15 protein-coding genes and 2 pseudogenes are annotated in these 14693 nt (G+C 51.8%); 2 read left to right on the top strand and 15 right to left on the bottom strand.

Going from position 1 to position 14693, the window contains the following annotated elements; genetic code table 11:
- Window positions 1–2: 2 nt before the first annotated feature.
- The 4 genes and pseudogenes from C4N24_RS08995 to C4N24_RS08980 all read right to left on the bottom strand — a co-directional run bounded on the left by C4N24_RS08995 (window position 3) and on the right by C4N24_RS08980 (window position 4740).
- Window positions 3–866, bottom strand: coding sequence for a VirB6/TrbL-like conjugal transfer protein, CD1112 family (locus C4N24_RS08995; RefSeq protein WP_005927770.1), 864 nt, complete (start codon window positions 864–866; stop codon window positions 3–5).
- Between the two features lie 103 nt (window positions 867–969).
- Window positions 970–1185, bottom strand: coding sequence for a Maff2 family mobile element protein (locus C4N24_RS08990; RefSeq protein ID WP_005922889.1), 216 nt, complete (start codon window positions 1183–1185; stop codon window positions 970–972).
- A 47-nt stretch (window positions 1186–1232) separates the two neighbouring features.
- Window positions 1233–2753: pseudogene (locus C4N24_RS08985) on the bottom strand (VirD4-like conjugal transfer protein, CD1115 family); the annotation flags it as partial.
- A gap of 85 nt (window positions 2754–2838) precedes the next feature.
- On the bottom strand, window positions 2839–4740 hold the full coding sequence (locus tag C4N24_RS08980; RefSeq protein ID WP_112091128.1) for an AAA family ATPase: 1902 nt from the start codon (window positions 4738–4740) through the stop codon (window positions 2839–2841).
- Between the two features lie 89 nt (window positions 4741–4829).
- On the opposite strand from C4N24_RS08980, the gene C4N24_RS08975 reads away from it, so the two are divergent.
- On the top strand, window positions 4830–5249 hold the full coding sequence (locus C4N24_RS08975) for a nuclear transport factor 2 family protein (RefSeq protein WP_055059684.1): 420 nt from the start codon (window positions 4830–4832) through the stop codon (window positions 5247–5249).
- Window positions 5250–5326: 77 nt separating this feature from the next.
- On the opposite strand, the gene mobQ is transcribed toward C4N24_RS08975, so the two are convergent.
- From mobQ to C4N24_RS08925, 10 genes and pseudogenes are all read right to left on the bottom strand, one after another.
- Window positions 5327–6835 (bottom strand): MobQ family relaxase, encoded by a 1509-nt coding sequence (gene mobQ, locus C4N24_RS08970; RefSeq protein ID WP_112091221.1) that lies wholly within the window; start codon window positions 6833–6835, stop codon window positions 5327–5329.
- A 233-nt stretch (window positions 6836–7068) separates the two neighbouring features.
- On the bottom strand, window positions 7069–7362 hold the full coding sequence (locus C4N24_RS08965) for a DUF3847 domain-containing protein (protein WP_112091127.1): 294 nt from the start codon (window positions 7360–7362) through the stop codon (window positions 7069–7071).
- Window positions 7363–7445: 83 nt separating this feature from the next.
- A complete protein-coding gene (locus C4N24_RS08960; RefSeq protein WP_097769768.1) occupies window positions 7446–8264 on the bottom strand; it encodes a hypothetical protein in 819 nt (272 codons plus the stop codon).
- The gene (locus tag C4N24_RS08955; RefSeq protein ID WP_097769767.1) at window positions 8261–8821 is read right to left on the bottom strand and encodes an RNA polymerase sigma factor; all 561 of its coding nucleotides are present in this window, start codon (window positions 8819–8821) and stop codon (window positions 8261–8263) included. The genes C4N24_RS08960 and C4N24_RS08955 overlap by 4 nt, the downstream gene beginning before the upstream one ends.
- Window positions 8822–8905: 84 nt before the next feature.
- Complete coding sequence (locus C4N24_RS08950) at window positions 8906–9220, bottom strand: hypothetical protein (protein ID WP_097769766.1); 315 nt, start codon at window positions 9218–9220, stop codon at window positions 8906–8908.
- A gap of 133 nt (window positions 9221–9353) precedes the next feature.
- On the bottom strand, window positions 9354–9545 hold the full coding sequence (locus tag C4N24_RS08945; protein WP_112091126.1) for a transposon-encoded TnpW family protein: 192 nt from the start codon (window positions 9543–9545) through the stop codon (window positions 9354–9356).
- Between the two features lie 79 nt (window positions 9546–9624).
- Window positions 9625–11499 (bottom strand): recombinase family protein, encoded by a 1875-nt coding sequence (locus C4N24_RS08940; protein ID WP_112091125.1) that lies wholly within the window; start codon window positions 11497–11499, stop codon window positions 9625–9627.
- 32 nt (window positions 11500–11531) lie between these two features.
- Window positions 11532–11828 (bottom strand): annotated as a pseudogene (locus C4N24_RS08935) (conjugal transfer protein TraG); the annotation flags it as partial.
- Window positions 11825–12295, bottom strand: coding sequence for a PcfB family protein (locus C4N24_RS08930; RefSeq protein WP_112091123.1), 471 nt, complete (start codon window positions 12293–12295; stop codon window positions 11825–11827). The pseudogene C4N24_RS08935 and the gene C4N24_RS08930, both read right to left, overlap by 4 nt.
- A 100-nt stretch (window positions 12296–12395) precedes the next feature.
- A complete protein-coding gene (locus C4N24_RS08925; RefSeq protein WP_112091122.1) occupies window positions 12396–13310 on the bottom strand; it encodes a DUF6017 domain-containing protein in 915 nt (304 codons plus the stop codon).
- A gap of 414 nt (window positions 13311–13724) precedes the next feature.
- Here C4N24_RS08925 and C4N24_RS08915 point away from each other — a divergent pair, with 414 nt between their 5' ends.
- Window positions 13725–13976 carry a DUF6061 family protein gene (locus C4N24_RS08915; protein ID WP_112091120.1) on the top strand — a complete coding sequence of 84 codons (252 nt, stop codon included), beginning with the start codon at window positions 13725–13727 and terminating at the stop codon, window positions 13974–13976.
- A gap of 180 nt (window positions 13977–14156) precedes the next feature.
- On the opposite strand, the gene C4N24_RS08910 is transcribed toward C4N24_RS08915, so the two are convergent.
- Window positions 14157–14693 (bottom strand): MATE family efflux transporter (locus C4N24_RS08910; RefSeq protein WP_242983226.1); only part of this gene is annotated, 537 nt, incomplete at its 5' end.

Genomic DNA, 14693 nt, shown 5'->3' with positions numbered 1-14693 from the left:
TCTCAATGGGCACCAAACACCGACTTGCTGATGCTGCCGGTCTTGAACAGACAGAAACAGAGCAGCACGGTGTAGCCCATACAGCCCCAGATGGCCCCGGCAATGTCCGCTGCACCTGAAATGTTGCGTATCAGCACCGCATAGATGCCCACGACAATCATAATCAGGAACGCTTGGAAGCCTAACGCCAAAAGCGATTTCAAATAGTTCTGCCCGGTGCTGCGCCACTCGCTGCTGCCCATGGTCGCCAGCGGGATAGGCCCCAGTGCGGTCACAACGTAAATCTCGATCATGCGGCCGTAGGTCACAAGGAAGATGCAGATGGACAGGATGTTCATGGTCAGGCCCACCACAAGGGTCTGGAACCACAGGCTGAGCAGACTGCCGATGGTCATGCTTTCTAGCTGAAATTCTAGTCCGGGTATCAGGCGGTCAAAGTGGATGGATGTTTCGCCAATGATAACGCCGGAACTTTGGTTGACAACGCTCTGGGTGGCATCGAACACACCCATAACGATATTCCATGTGTTGCTGACTATGAGGATGGCAAAGGCAGACTTGAAAATCCAGCGGAAGAACATGGAAGTATCGAAGTCGTGCATATTGTTCTTTTCGGTAATCATCTGGATAAGCTCATGGCACATCACAAGGGCAAGGATGGCCGCTGCAATGGGCAGTACTACCGTTTCGGAAAGACTGCGCAGCATATTGAAAATGCCGCTGTTCCACGCCTGCGGGGTAGAACCAACGTCCGAAGCGATTTCGCCCACCTTGGCGTTCACGTTGTCGAACAGGCCGGAGAGGTTGCCCGTGATGCCATCTATCAAAATGCCTTTTATCCATTTCTCGATGATCTCACTAATCAAGCAAAGATACCTCCTTTCCCGCGCCCTCCCATGTGAGCGGGAGAGCGCGGCGTAGGATTTTAAGTGTTAGTTGTTCGGAAAATTGTGGGCAGCGATGCAGGACTTAGCCCAGCAGCCCGGACAGCAGCGGGACAAGGGTCACGCCGATCAGGGCAACGCCACCGCCCGCGACCAGCTGCTTCACGCCCTGGCTCTTGCTGCCGGGGTTATCCTGTCCGTAGCCCTCCAACAGGTTAATGCCGCCCCAGACACACAGAGCACCGCCCAGACCGACCACGATGGTCTGCAAAGTATCGACTGCGCTGTTGAAAAATTCCATAAGGTCCTCACTTTCTGCCGCTTATTCTGCGACACTCAAAATAAAAATTATTCGGCTGCATCTTCATCCGACAGGTCGATTTCGTACAGGTCAAAACTTTCGTCCTGTGCGACTACCTGCTGCCGTTTCCGGCGCAGGGTAGATAAAAACCTGTCCACATCAAAGGTGTTTTTCTTGTCCGCGTCCGCAAGGTACTTGTAGTGCGGGTGTTTGGTAATGTCGAACTTCTCCGAGAAGAACGGCCTCACTCCCCGCAGCTGCAAGATGCACCTGCCGCCGTCCATGATTGCGATTTCGTCCTCTGACATCAACGCCTTTCCTAATTTTTGATAGTTCAGTCCGTGGGAGGTTTGAGAGCCCCGGTTCTCGCTGGTGTTGAAACTGTCGATAGTCTCTTTCCCCAGCGCATCGGAGATCTCTTTGGCATTTTTGCCCCGCCCACTCAAAAAGAGAACAGAATCGCAGTTGTCCGAAATGATTTCGGCCGCATCCTTGTAGATGGCTTTCAGCTGCGACTGGCTCTGCAAAATGATGGATGCCGAGATTTCCCGGCTGCGGATGGTGGCGATCAGCTTGTCGAAGTTGGGAATCTGCCCGATGTTGGCGAACTCGTCCAGAATCAGCCGTACATGGACAGGCAGCCGACCGCCGTATTTATCATCCGCACGGTCACACAGCAGATTGATAAGCTGGCTTTGAAGCATGGCGAGAATGAAGTTGAAGGTGGTGTCCGTGTCGCTCATAATCAAAAACAGCACGGTCTTTTCATCCCCAATGGTGTCCAGTTCCATTTCATCGTCCTCCATCAACTCCCGCACCTCCCGGATGTCAAATGGGGCTAAACGGGCACCACAGCTTATCAGGATGGAGGAACGGGTCTTGCCGGCCGACAGCAAAAACTTTTTGTACTGCCGGACGGCGAAGTGGTCCGGGTCTTTCTGATCCAGCCGCTCAAACATGAGGTCCACCGGGCTTTGAAAGTCCGGGTCATCTTCACGGGCTTCACTGGCGTTTATCATTTCCAGCAGGGTGGTGAAGTTCATTTCTTCTGCCGGGGCCTCGTACCAGATGTAGCCAATGAGTGCGGTGTAGAACAGCCGTTCCGACTTCACCCAAAAATCTTCCGCCGATTTTTCACCCTCGCCCTTGGTGTTGGCGATAAGGGTATTCACCAGCTTCAGCACATCCTTTTCCGAGTGGATGTAAACAAACGGGTTGTACTTCATGGACTTGGAAAAGTTTATCGTGTTCAGGATTTTCACCCGGTAGCCTGCCCGCTGGAACATTTGGCCTGTTTCCAGAACCAGTGTGCCTTTCGGGTCTGTGACCACGAATGAAGTTGGATAGTCGGAAGTGGGAAAGCATTGCATGAGGTTGGGCTTGACGTAAAACCGCGTCTTGCCACTGCCGGAGCCGCCGATCACCAGCACATTCTTGTTCCGGGCCGTCTTGGGGTCTTTGGGCCGCCCGGTCATGGTCAGGCGTTCGGTCTGGGTCAGCAGGATGTTGTTTTCAAACTTGGGGTCGATGTACGGGGCAATGTCTTTGGCGGTGCCCCATGAAGCGTTTTGTCAAGTGCTTTTTTGAGTTATTGACGCAAATTATCGTGAAAGTGCGAAAGTGCAAAGTGCAAAGGGTCTGCGTTTTGCACTTTCAGCTTGCGGGTTCGGGTGGCTGCTTCTTCTTGATGAAGTTGTACCATTGACCGCCGACACGCCTTGCGCCTAAAATGCCGCCCATGTTGCGCTTGGCGTTCTGTACCGTCCTTTCGGATATTCCGGCTTCGGCTGCGGCTTTTACAATGTCCTCACTGGCAAGCTCTTTCCCGTCTGCAAGCAGGTCAAGTATCAGCCTTTCGGCTTGCTCGGTCTTGGTAGCGGTGTTCCCGCCCGCGCCGGACAGCAGTTCGTCGGCGGTGATGTCGTATTCGCCTATCCACGAAAAGCCCGTTTCCGGGTCAAGGCAAAAGGCAACGGGCTTGCCCTCCGGCGCAAGGGAAGATTTGTCATGGACGATAACGCGCACATTCGGCTCTCGCTTCACGCGCCCGATCAGCAGGACGCTCCTTGCTGCGGCGCGGAAGTCGATAGAACCTAAGCCCCGGTATGCGCTCTGCCCTCCGGCAGCTTTGTTGAGATGTCCGATAAGGATAACGGCACACCCGGTACGCTCGGCAACATCGGCAAGGCGGCGGAACATGGGGCGCACTTCGTTTGCCCGGTTCATGTCGGTTTTTTCGCCCATGTACGCCTGTATGGGGTCAAGGATAATCAGCCGCGCCCCGTTCTGCGTGATTGCCTTTTCTATGCGCTCATCGGACAGGGTAAGCTCCCGCTTGGCTTCATCAATCACAAGCACCCGGTCAAGGTCTGCGGCGGCTTCTATCAAGCGTGGCTTGACGGTATCGCCCAGCCCGTCCTCGGCGGTCTGGTAAATCACTTGGAATGGCGGCAAGGGCTTCATTCCCGGCAGCGTTCCCCCTGTGGTGCAGGCGGCGGCAAGGCGTAGGGCAAAGGTGGTCTTTCCCTCGCCGGGGTTGCCCTGTACTATGGTTACTTTCCCAAAGGGGATATACGGCTTCCATAGCCATTCAACGGTCTGTGTATCAACCTCGCTCATGCGGATAATCTCAACGGTTTCTTCCTGCGGCGGCTCTTTCAAGCCGTAAATCGCTTCACGGATATACTTCCCGTCTGTGATTTCTGCCCGGTGCTGCAATACCTCGTTCCAGTCCTTAAATAGCGGCACAAGGCGGTGGACGGTCAAGCCCTCCGGCACAAACTCCGCAAGGCGGCTGCAAGCGTCGCTTCCGGCTTGGTCGCTGTCAAGGCAGAGGTACACGGTCTTGATGTTCGGACGGTCAGAGAGGAAACGCAGCAGGGCTTTCTCGCCCACGCCGCCCAACGCAAGATAGCTTTGCTTCTGCCATTCCTTTTTGAATAGGCAGAGGAAAGATAAGAGGTCTATCGGGGCTTCAAAAACAAACAACCTTTCGCCCTCGCCCCGGTAGCAGAAGTTAAAGGCTTTGTCGCTGCCTTTCACATCAAGCCGGAAGCTCCCGGCTGTGCCGCGCTGGTGGGCGTAGCGCGGTATGCCGCTTTCATCTCTGCCGACGAATACGGCGTTATGGTGGGCGGCTTCCTCGTAAATATCCCCGGTGGAAAAGAAAATGCCCGTCACATCTTCATCAATGCGGCGGGCGGCTGTGAGGTAGTTCCTCGCTGTTCGGTTGTCGGGGCTGCGGGGCGGCAGCCGGAAGTCAGAAAAGGACGCGGGGATTGGGCTGTCCGGCGGTGGGGCTGCGCCTTTCTCTCCTGTGAGAAGTTCAACGGCTTCGGTAAAGCTCTTTCCGAAAAACTCCATGAGGAAGTCAACGGGGCCGCCGCCCTTGCTCTGGCTGTGCCTGTACCATTTGTTTCCCCGGACGGTCAAGCTGTCGTGCCGCTTCCAGCGGTATTCCTGTCCGGCGCGTTCCAGCGGTTCTCCCTGCGATTGCAGGAACAAAACAAGGTCGGTTTGGTTGGCGCGGTCTATTTGTTCTTGGGTGTAATACATGGCTGATACCTCTCTTTCTGTGGTTGAATTGTTCATAGTTTTGATGTAGAATGAAACCGAAAAATCGGAAGTTAGTGAGGTGCTGGATTGTGAATGAAAGAGAAAAAAATATTCACTTATGGTTTGAAATGTGGCTTACAAAACAGGATTTAGGTATTGATAATATTTTTGCAGAAGATGTAATTTATACTGAAAGTTGGGGTCCAAAATATAATAACCGTCAAATCGTAAAACACTGGTTTCAGGAATGGAATACTCGTGGCAAAGTCGTTGCTTGGGAAATCAAACAATTTTTCCACAAAGGAAATCAGACGATTGTGGAGTGGTATTTCAAAAATGAAATGAACAATGGGAGCATAGAGGAATTTGATGGAATTTCCCTGGTTGAATGGACAAAGGATAATAAAATAAAATCATTGAAAGAGTTTGGCTGCAATTTGAATAATTATAATCCTTATGAGCATAGTGACCTGCCCGAATTTAGGGACGAAAGAGCAAGTTGGTTTTAATATTAGGAATCAATAGCGTCCATTTTATCGGAAAACATTTAGGACGGACAGGCAAAACCGCTTGCCCGTCCTTTCCTTTATCGCTCCTGTTCATGCCGCTTGGCGCGGTTCTGTGTCTGTTCCGGCTGGTCGGCGCGGAGTGCAATATCCACGCATTTGCGGATTTTTTGAAGCTCGGCAACCTCGGCGCGGGTATCTTTCAGTTTGGTATAATCGCTGTCCCTCTGCGTTTTGAGGTCAGCATATTCCTGTTCCCATTCCGCAATAGGCAAGGTCTTTGTTCCTTTCGGCAGATTTGCATGGAGATAGCGGTTTGCCGCGTCCCATAGGGTAAGCTCGGCGCGGCGGGCTTCCGCAAACTTCTCCTGTTTTCCTTTCCAGCGGATTTGCCGATACTCGTCCTGTATGGGCTTGTAGGTTTGATAATTTCTGCCGTACTCCATGAGCTTTTGCAGTTCTTTCATGCGCTGCTCGGCGGTTTTCATTCCCTCCCGGATTGAATAGGCTCTATCACTGACAGAGGAAAGAGAAGCGTCCAGCTCGTCAAGATTAGAGATACCATGCTCGGAAAGATAGTTGACCGCTGCCGCTATGGTTTTCAGTTCATCGGCTGTGTGCTGTTGTTGCCAACGCTGCGAATACTTCCGGCTCTTTTCTCTCTGAACGCTCAAATACTTCATCAACAGATTTGCAAGGTCGGGAGATTGCGGCGGCTGCTTCGGGGCGGTTTCCCACACTTTGAACAGGTCGGCAATCCACTCTTTGAGCTTCCCAATCTGCGCCCGGATTTCCCGGATAAGGCGGTTTGCCTTTTGGATATTTCGGTTTAATTCGCCTTTCTCGGTGGCGATACCTTTCTTCTCCATCTGGCAAGCCGCCACGCCCATGTGGACGGTGGGTATCTCGTCAATGCCGCGCTCGGCGTTGCTGCGGTGGTCGATACGCTCCGGGCTTCCGTTCCTCTCCAAAAAGTCGTTGGTATAGTCAGCCCACGCCTTGCGCCACAAGAGGGTGTTGTCCTTGTCGTTCCAGCCTGTAAGGTCAACCTTGTGGGTTTTGTATCTGCCACTTGGCAAGCGGATACGCTCGCCGTTTTCGTCAAGGTCATATTCCTTTTTGGACTTCGCCGCCCACGCACCGCGCCCGTCAAGGGGGCGCATAGTCAGCATGATATGACAATGGGGATTGCCGCTGTCGGTGTCGTGAATGGCAAAATCCACACACATTCCTTTAGAAACAAATTGAGAGGAACAGTATTCCCGGACAAGCCGGATCTGTTCCTCTCTGGATAATTCTATGGGGAGCGCCGCGTCAATCTCTCTGGCAAGCTGGGCGTTCCCGGCTTTCTCGTAAAGCTCCACGCTGTTCCACAAGGTTGAACGGTCAGAGAAAGAGGGCGGGGCATGGGGCGGCAGCATGATTTCTGTATGGACAACGCCGCCTTTGCGAGTGTAGTCATGGGTCATTCCGTCCCATTCGTTTGTCAGCTTTTCGCCGCTTCGGTAGGCGGCTGCGGCAACGGCTGATTTGCCTTTTCCTCGGCTCACAATGCCGATGTTCCAATGGTAAATGGCTATGGGTATCACCTCCCGGATAGGATAATAAAACCCGCAAAAACAGTACAGACGCCAACGGCGGGTGTACTGTTTTTGTGGGTTTGCAGGGATAGCCGCGAAGCGACGCAAGGGGTGCAGCCCCTTGTTGCGGCAAAGCCGCCAATCGGAGCGCGGGGAAAATTCCCTGTGCGGAGATAAAGCCCTCGGCAGAGCGCACACGCCCGCAAGGGTGTATAAGTGCGCCCTTGTTGCCAAGGGATTATTTAGCTTGTCGCTCCCTCGGCTCGTTTTTTCAGATATTCCCGCGCTGGTTCACTCGTCAAGGCAAGCCGGAGAAGTGCTGTGGCTTCCTCGTCGGTCATGTTCTTTGCTTCCGGCACAATGCTTTCAAAGACTGCGCCCCGGACAATAAGGCGGTGGCTGCGCGTTCTGCGTTCCTCTTTGGATAGCTTCTGACGCAACATCTTTTCTCGGTTCTCAAACTGCCGGATTTTCTTCTTTCCGTCCTCAATCTCGGCTTGCAACTCCTCGCGGGTTTTCTCTCTTGGCTTTGTCATGGTTGGGCGCTCCTTTCTGCTCATACGCATAGAAAAAGGACAGTCGATTTTCTCGGCTGCCCTTTCGATATGAGATAGATTATTCAGTTTGCGGCGGGGTCTTGTTCTGATACTTCTTCATCAGAAGTCTGGCTGTCAGGAAGCGGGTCATATCCGTCTGGGTTTCCATCAAGCTTCATACCTGTTTCGTCACTAAAAGAAGTTAAGTCCAAATTCCCGTTTTCTGTCAGCTTCTGGATAACTTCTGCCAACTGATTTTTTATTGTTTCGCTATCATCTTTCATGCCGCCATTTTCCAGATATACCTTGCAATCGCCAATCTCAAAGGTCGCATAGTAAATAGCATTTTGCTCGCCTCGGCTGTTCGGGTCTGTTACAAAATATCCTGCGACTATGGTTATACCGTTGATTTCAGAGACTTTCTCCGTTCCAACAATTACAGTATCAAGCAACTGCACATCTGATGTTGAAATGATTACTTTCACATTTCCGACTTGTCCCTCAAATCCAATCAGTTCTTGTGAACCGCCTGCGTCTATATCGCTATTTAGAAAAATTGCATTGGCTGTAACAGGTAAATCCGAAAATAAAGCTAAGGTTTCATCTTCTGTAAGTGGCTTTGTAGTTACATCTACATCTAAAGCCAAAGAACCGCCAACATTATCAGACTTCACAAAAACAATTTTTTCCCCGTTATTCAATGTGGCTATATCGGTATGACTGCCAAATAATCCACTTTGAAACAATCCCACACCTAAGACGGTTACAGCTACAAAACAGGCTGCAATAGCTCCCCATTTAGCCCAAACTGGCTTTTTTGCTTTCTTCTTGTAGCTGATAGCTTCATCAACATACTTGCTGTCAAGCTCGCTCATGGCTTCGGAAAACTTCTTTGAGTTCATACGAATACCTCTCTTTCTGCTAAATAGCTTTTCATTTTTTGTCGGATACGGGTCAGCCGGACGGAGATATTTTTCTCCGAAAGCCCTACAAACTCGGCTATGTCTTTACAGCTATCGGAAAACCAATAGCGGCGCATGAAGATAACGCGGTTCTCGACGGTCAGCGTGTCCAGAAAACTTTCAATGATACGGGCTAACTCTCTGGCTTCAATCTCGGCTTCCACTGTGTTCGGGTCTGCTATACAGGCTTCGATTTCCTCCATAGCAATCGTGTAAGTGCTGTTTCGCTTGGCTGCTTCCTTTCTGTAATAGATTTTCAGTGAAATGTTCCGAACGATTTTACAGATATAGGTCAGAAGCGGGTGGGGGTTCGCCGGGGGGATTGCGTTCCATGCTCCTAAGTAAGCGTCGTTGACACATTCCTCCGCGTCCTGCCTGCTGTTAACAATGTTATACGATAACTTGTGGCAGACTTTACCGTATTTTATATCCAGCTCCCGTATGCCTTGCTCTGAACGCTCAAAAAACATTTCAATGATTTTCTCATCTTCTATCATCACACCGCCTCCTTTCCGGCTTCACCTATATACTACGGTTTCAGCGGCGAATACTACATCTAATCCGAAACTTTTTCAAAAAAATTATAGCACATCTTTTTGAATAGGGTGTGTCAAGTTGCCGGAATGTTTCTTTGCCGCTTTGCTGGCGGCGTTCCTCCGTTCCTCACTGTATGGGGCGGTCAGACGGAAAGAGAAACGCCCCTTTGCAATATCAAACTCCATGCAGCCCGTTTCGGGGTCTGCGTCGGTCTGGCAGCACTGGTCGGGGTACTGTCCGGCGTAGGCGGCAAGCCGCTTCTTTAAGTCGGTGTTGTGGGTGCGGATATGGATAAGGGGGTCTTTCTCGTCAAACCAAATATCGGTGGTCTTTTCCTGCTTCGTAAGCCCTGTTCTCATAAACTCTCCTTTCTGCGCCCCTGTTACGCAGTAGGGGCATTTTTCGGGTGTTTTTCCCGGCTCTTGACTTGGGGAAAATGAGGATTTTCAAATAGAAATCGCCCGGACAGGGAATGGTTCGTCAGGGCGGCTGTTATCGCAAGATTTCTGTTTTTTCCGGCTCTTGACCGTCAGACGCGGATAAACGCGTACTGTCGGCAAGCACCAGTTTGAGCAGCTTGTCGCGGAATGTTTCTGTGCTGCTGTGATTGAAAAATAACTCCGCAACAATGGTCTGCCCGTTCCTCTGGGTCGTGATGATATTGTCGGGGGTCTGTTCTGCCATAGGCGGCTCCTTTCTCCGGGTGCAAAAGAGGGATTTCCCGTAACTCGGAAAATCCCTCTTGGTTGACGGTTATTCTGTTTTACTGTGTGGGCTGTGCGGCGGCTGCCTGCGCCTTTTTCTTCGCCCGGTATTCCCGCGCCTTGATACGGTCATACTCCCGCTGCTTTTCAAGGTTTCGCGCCCGGTACTCCCTTGAATACTGCCGGTGGTATGCGCGGCTCTTTTCCTTTTTGGCTTCTTCGATTTCCTCCCGCATTTGCCGGATTTCCTGCTCGGTCGGTTCCGCAAGCTGTGTCACTTCATTCTCAAACTTGCCGATATAATTGAAATATATGCTGATGTGCTGGATTGCGTATCTCGCCCTTTTCTGGTCGCGCTCATGCACTTCAATCCTGCTGATAAACTCGTTGAGAATGGCGGGGGTAAGCTCGGTAAAGGCGGCATGGCGTTCCGTCAGCTTCAAAAACTTCTGCGCCCGTCCTCCCGCGTTCTCATAAGCGGATAGCTGCTCTTGGAGCGTGGCAAGCTCCGCTTTCAGCGCATAGTATTCTTCCGAATACTTCTGCGACATCTGCTCATAACGGTCTTGCGGAATCGTGCCGAGGGCGTTGTCCTCGTAGAGCTTATTCAGCACCTTGTCAATCTGTTCAAGGCGCGTCGTGATTTGCGGGATACGCTTCTGCTGCTTTTTGGTCTGGTCGGTCTGCTGCATGGCAAGGTTCTTTTTCACTAAGGCTTCAAACTCTGCCCGGTTGCTGATAGAATAGTCCTCGATTTTCTTCAGCACTTCCGCGACGGTCTGCATGAGCAAGTCCGCGTCCATGATGTGCGGGGAGCTGCACTTGGGATTTTTTGCTTTTCCCTTGTGGTACTCGCTGCAATAGGCAACGTGCCGCTTGCTGCCGTATCTGTAATCTATTCGGATGTGCATTTTTGCGCCGCAGTCTTTACAGAAAAGCAAGCCGGACAGAGGGTGGATTTCCCCGTCCCCGTTGGGGCGTTTGACAGGTGCGTTTTCCAAAATCCGCTGCACATTTTCAAAGTCGGTGCGGTCAATAATCGGCTCATGCACATTTTCTGTGATGTGCCACTGGCTCCGGTCTACATAGTGGTTATGTTTATCCCGGAAATGCTTTGTAGTCTTGAAGTTGACCACATCGCCGCAATACTCCTGCCGTGTGAGGATATTGGTCAAGGTGGCTTTGTTCCACTTGCAGCGGCTATCCTCGTTGAGCGTCTTATTTTTACAGGTTCCCCGCCCCCGGTCTTTCATATAGAAAGTGGGGGTAGGGATTTGCTCGTTTTTCAGATGCACGGCGATTTGGTTGCGGTTTTTCCCGCCGATAAACAGACGGAAAATCAAACGGACCACCTCGGCGGCTTCCTCGTCGATTATCCAAAAATCCTTGTTGTCCGGGTCTTTGACATAGCCGTAAGGGGCTTCGGTGACAATCGGCTTTCCGCTCATGCCTTTGGTCTTAATGCCTGTTTTCACTTTTTTGCTGATGTCCTTTGCGTACCACTCCGACATGATATTGATAAAGGGCGCAAACTCCAGCGTGTCGGGTTTCTCGCTGTCAATGCCGTTGTTGACCGCGATAAAGCGCACATTGTTCCGTCTGAATATCTCCATCGCGTTGCCGACTTGGAGATAGTCGCGCCCCCAGCGGGTAAGGTCTTTCATAATGCAGACACCGATTTTCCCGTTTTCTACATCGTCCATCATGCGGGAGTAGGCAGAACGGTCAAAAAACCTGCCGCTTTCGTCATCGTCGATGTAGTGCCGGATATTGGTTAGGTGCTGCCCTTTGGCATAGTTCTCCAAAAATATTTTTTGGTTCTGTATGCTGTTGCTCTCGCCGCCGTCCCTGTCCTCGTCGCCCACGGAAAGGCGGGAGTAAAGGGCTGTAATTTTGCTATAATCAGTCATGTGCATAACCTCCTGTGCGTCCATGTATGTGTCATTTACACTTAAAATTATGCACTCCACCGGGCAGAACCGTATTCCTCGCCCTTGCGGTACTTCTTGGCGTTCTTGCCCTTGCTGTACACGATGAGCCGGACAGCCACTGCACCAACAACGCCAACGCAGAGGTCAAACAGATGCAGGCTGGGCAGCGGGCTTGCAAAGGCGACAGAGATGCCGCCCGTCAGGTGGAGCAGCTTTGCCGAAGCATCCGCGCCCGCCGCCAGACGGTACACCTGCCCGCATTTGGCGAACAGGTACACGAACAGCAGATATGGCAGATTCAGCACCAGCAGTTTTTTCAGTTCAGGCTTCATCGCTCTAACCCCCTTTGCTTAATTTTTTCTTTCGTACGTTTCGGCTGCTGGGCCGCTTTCTGCTTGGCTGCTGTCAGCACCTTGTGGATGGAGGGCCGCTGCTCTTTGGAGAGCGTTTTGACCGTGAACTCCCGGAACGCCTGTTCCAGATTGTCCGCATCCTTGGCCTTGAAGATCACGATGTAGTGGGGCGGCTGGGTGGTCTTGTCCTTGCGTAAGGTGAAGTCCACGCCGTACTTCTTGGCGCAGGGCTTGAACGCCCCGATGTTCGCTTCCGTGACTTCAATGTTGGTCAGGGTTGCGCCGTGGGCTTTCAGCTGTTTCAGGCTTTGCTTGCCGTGGTGCAGCTTTGGCCCCTTGGCCCGGTGCTGCAAATATTTTTTCAGCGCAGCTTGCAACGCTTGGGCGGTGAGTTTGCCCGTTTTCATGGACAGGGCAATGGTTTTCTGGGTGATTTCTTCCTGCAATATGAATCCCTCCTTGTTGCAGAAAATTCAGAGCGGCAGCTAGGGTGGAACCACCAGCCGCCGCAGGTAGGTAGTGCGCATAGGGTGACGCTCCTTTCGGTCAGGTGTTGGGCGGGCGGCCCCAATCAGGCTGCGCCATATCGTGCGCCACAAGGGACGCATAGTAGCTGTTGATGGTGCTGGGGGCGTTGAACAGCATGGCCCGCAGGTATTGCTTGATGTTACGGACTTTGGTGGTGTTATCCCGCAGGCAGTCCATGACGAACTCGATGTGATGGCTGTCCAGTTTCAGGAACTTGGCCTTGACCAGCTCTGCCGGGTAATCGTCCCCGGCCACCCGGATGGACTTGCGGTTGGTGCAGACGGTTTCCAGCAGGATGTCCACGATCTCGTCCAGCTGTTCCCGGTCTATCCGGGGATTCTGGGTGAGGGTGTCATACTCGATGTTCTCCAAAATCAGGTCCCGGTAGATTTGATAGGCCGTTTCCTTTCGGCTTCCTGTCCGTTCCGGCGGCGGTGCCGCTGCCTCGTCCTCGTCCAAAGGCAAGGGGTTTGGGGAATGGATAGGAATGGAATCGGTATTTAATCCCTCTTTCTTTTGTTTTTCTGTAATTAGTTTATCTTTATTTAATTGCATTGGATTTTCCAACGTAGGGTTTTCCTGCGTGGGATTCTCCAACGTTGGATTTTCCAATGTAGGTGAAACCGATGCAGGAACGGGCTGCGGCAGCTCGAAGATCACATAGTCTGCACCACGCAGCCGCCCTTTCTCGTCCCGTTCTCTGGAACGCTGGATGTAGCCCGCCTGTTCCAGTTCCCGGATGGCCTGCCGTATCGCGTCGATGCTTTCCCGGTTGATACGGGCCAGCCCTTGCAGGGTGTAGTCCCAATCTTCCGGCAGGGAGAGCATTTGGGAGAGTAAGCCTTTGGCTTTCAGGGACAAGGCCCGGTTCCGCAGGTGGTGGTTTGACATGACCGTGTAGCCGCTGTTCTTTTCTACCCGAAAAACTGCCATTTCACGGATGCCTCCTTTCGTTGTAAACAAAAAAAGCAGCGTTCATTTGCTCCCGGTGATGGGAGAAGTGAACGCTGCGCGTACTTGATAATTTTTAGGTTGTGTGGTATATAAAAGGCAACTATATTTCAAACACGGCTGCCCATCGGGGTGCAATACAAGCAAGTTGCTATCCGATGACCTTGAAAACGAATTGTACTACGATGGTTTTTGAAAAGTTCTGTATCACTACTCGCACCAAACAATGAAAATCCGAACCTTTTCTCGATAGGAGAAGGGTTCGGATTTTTTGTTTTCTTCGGAAAGCAAAATGAAGGCTCCTTCCCGACGGCTGTGTGTCCAAAACCTTATCAGAAGAACCGTATAACAAAAGTCACAACTGTAAAGGTGCCGTAAGGCAGAAAGGACACAAACATGAAGTACGATGCAAGAGCCTGCCATTTCAACATGGATACCGGCTGCGTGGAGCTGCTGCTCCGGGATGGGAGAATGATCTCCATTGACTGCACTGGGGTCGAGGATGCACTGGACGTGACCATGGCGCAGAGGACGGAATTGGACTACCTCATCTACGACGATCCGCTTGGCTATGCCGATTTGATTCTGAACGGAGACCCGGAGAAATATTTGAGGAATGTAGCTGAAAGCCATGGATTAGAGGATTGATCGTTTAGAGATCAACTCGATATAAGGAACAAGCCCACAGGTCTGCCGTATTTTATATGCGGTCTATCCTGTGGGCTTGTTTGCTATTATCGACTCATGATTGAATTTGAAATTTCAAGCACGACCGTATCATATTTGTAGGTGGCAACAATCATCGGCAGGCTTTCCAGCCTTCAAAACCTATGCACACGTCTGATTTTCGTACCGTTTGAGCCAGAGAAAAAAGCTGATGTTTAATAAGATGCCCACTGCGGTGGAGGTGGGTGCGGACAGACCAATCATCGTCAGGCTGGCGTTGGGCTGGATACTCATAATATACGCCATGGGGAGACGCACCAGCAGAGTCTGCATCAGCCCCTGTACCATGACCCAGAGCGTTTTGTCGTTGCCATTGAAGTAGCCTACCATGCTGAACAGGATGGCAGTGGCGATGGTCTCGGGCGCAAAGCCCATGAGGTAGGCGTAGCTGTTGGCAATAACAGCGGCATCTGCCGTAAACAGACCGGAGAGAACGTCACCCTTGCACCACACCAGTGCAAATACGGCGCAACCGAACACTAGACCGATGCCAATGCCGGTGAACATGGACTGCTCGGCGCGTTTTTTATTGCCAGCACCCACGTTCTGGGACACAAAGGATGCCATGGACTGCATCAGAGAACTGGGGATCAGCATGGCAAAATTAACGATCTTGCACGCCACACCGTAGCCGGAAGA

The sequence above is a fragment of the Faecalibacterium prausnitzii genome (assembly GCF_003287405.1).
Taxonomy (GTDB): Bacteria; Bacillota; Clostridia; order Oscillospirales; family Ruminococcaceae; genus Faecalibacterium; species Faecalibacterium intestinale.
This window is presented reverse-complemented; position numbering and strand designations above follow the sequence as displayed.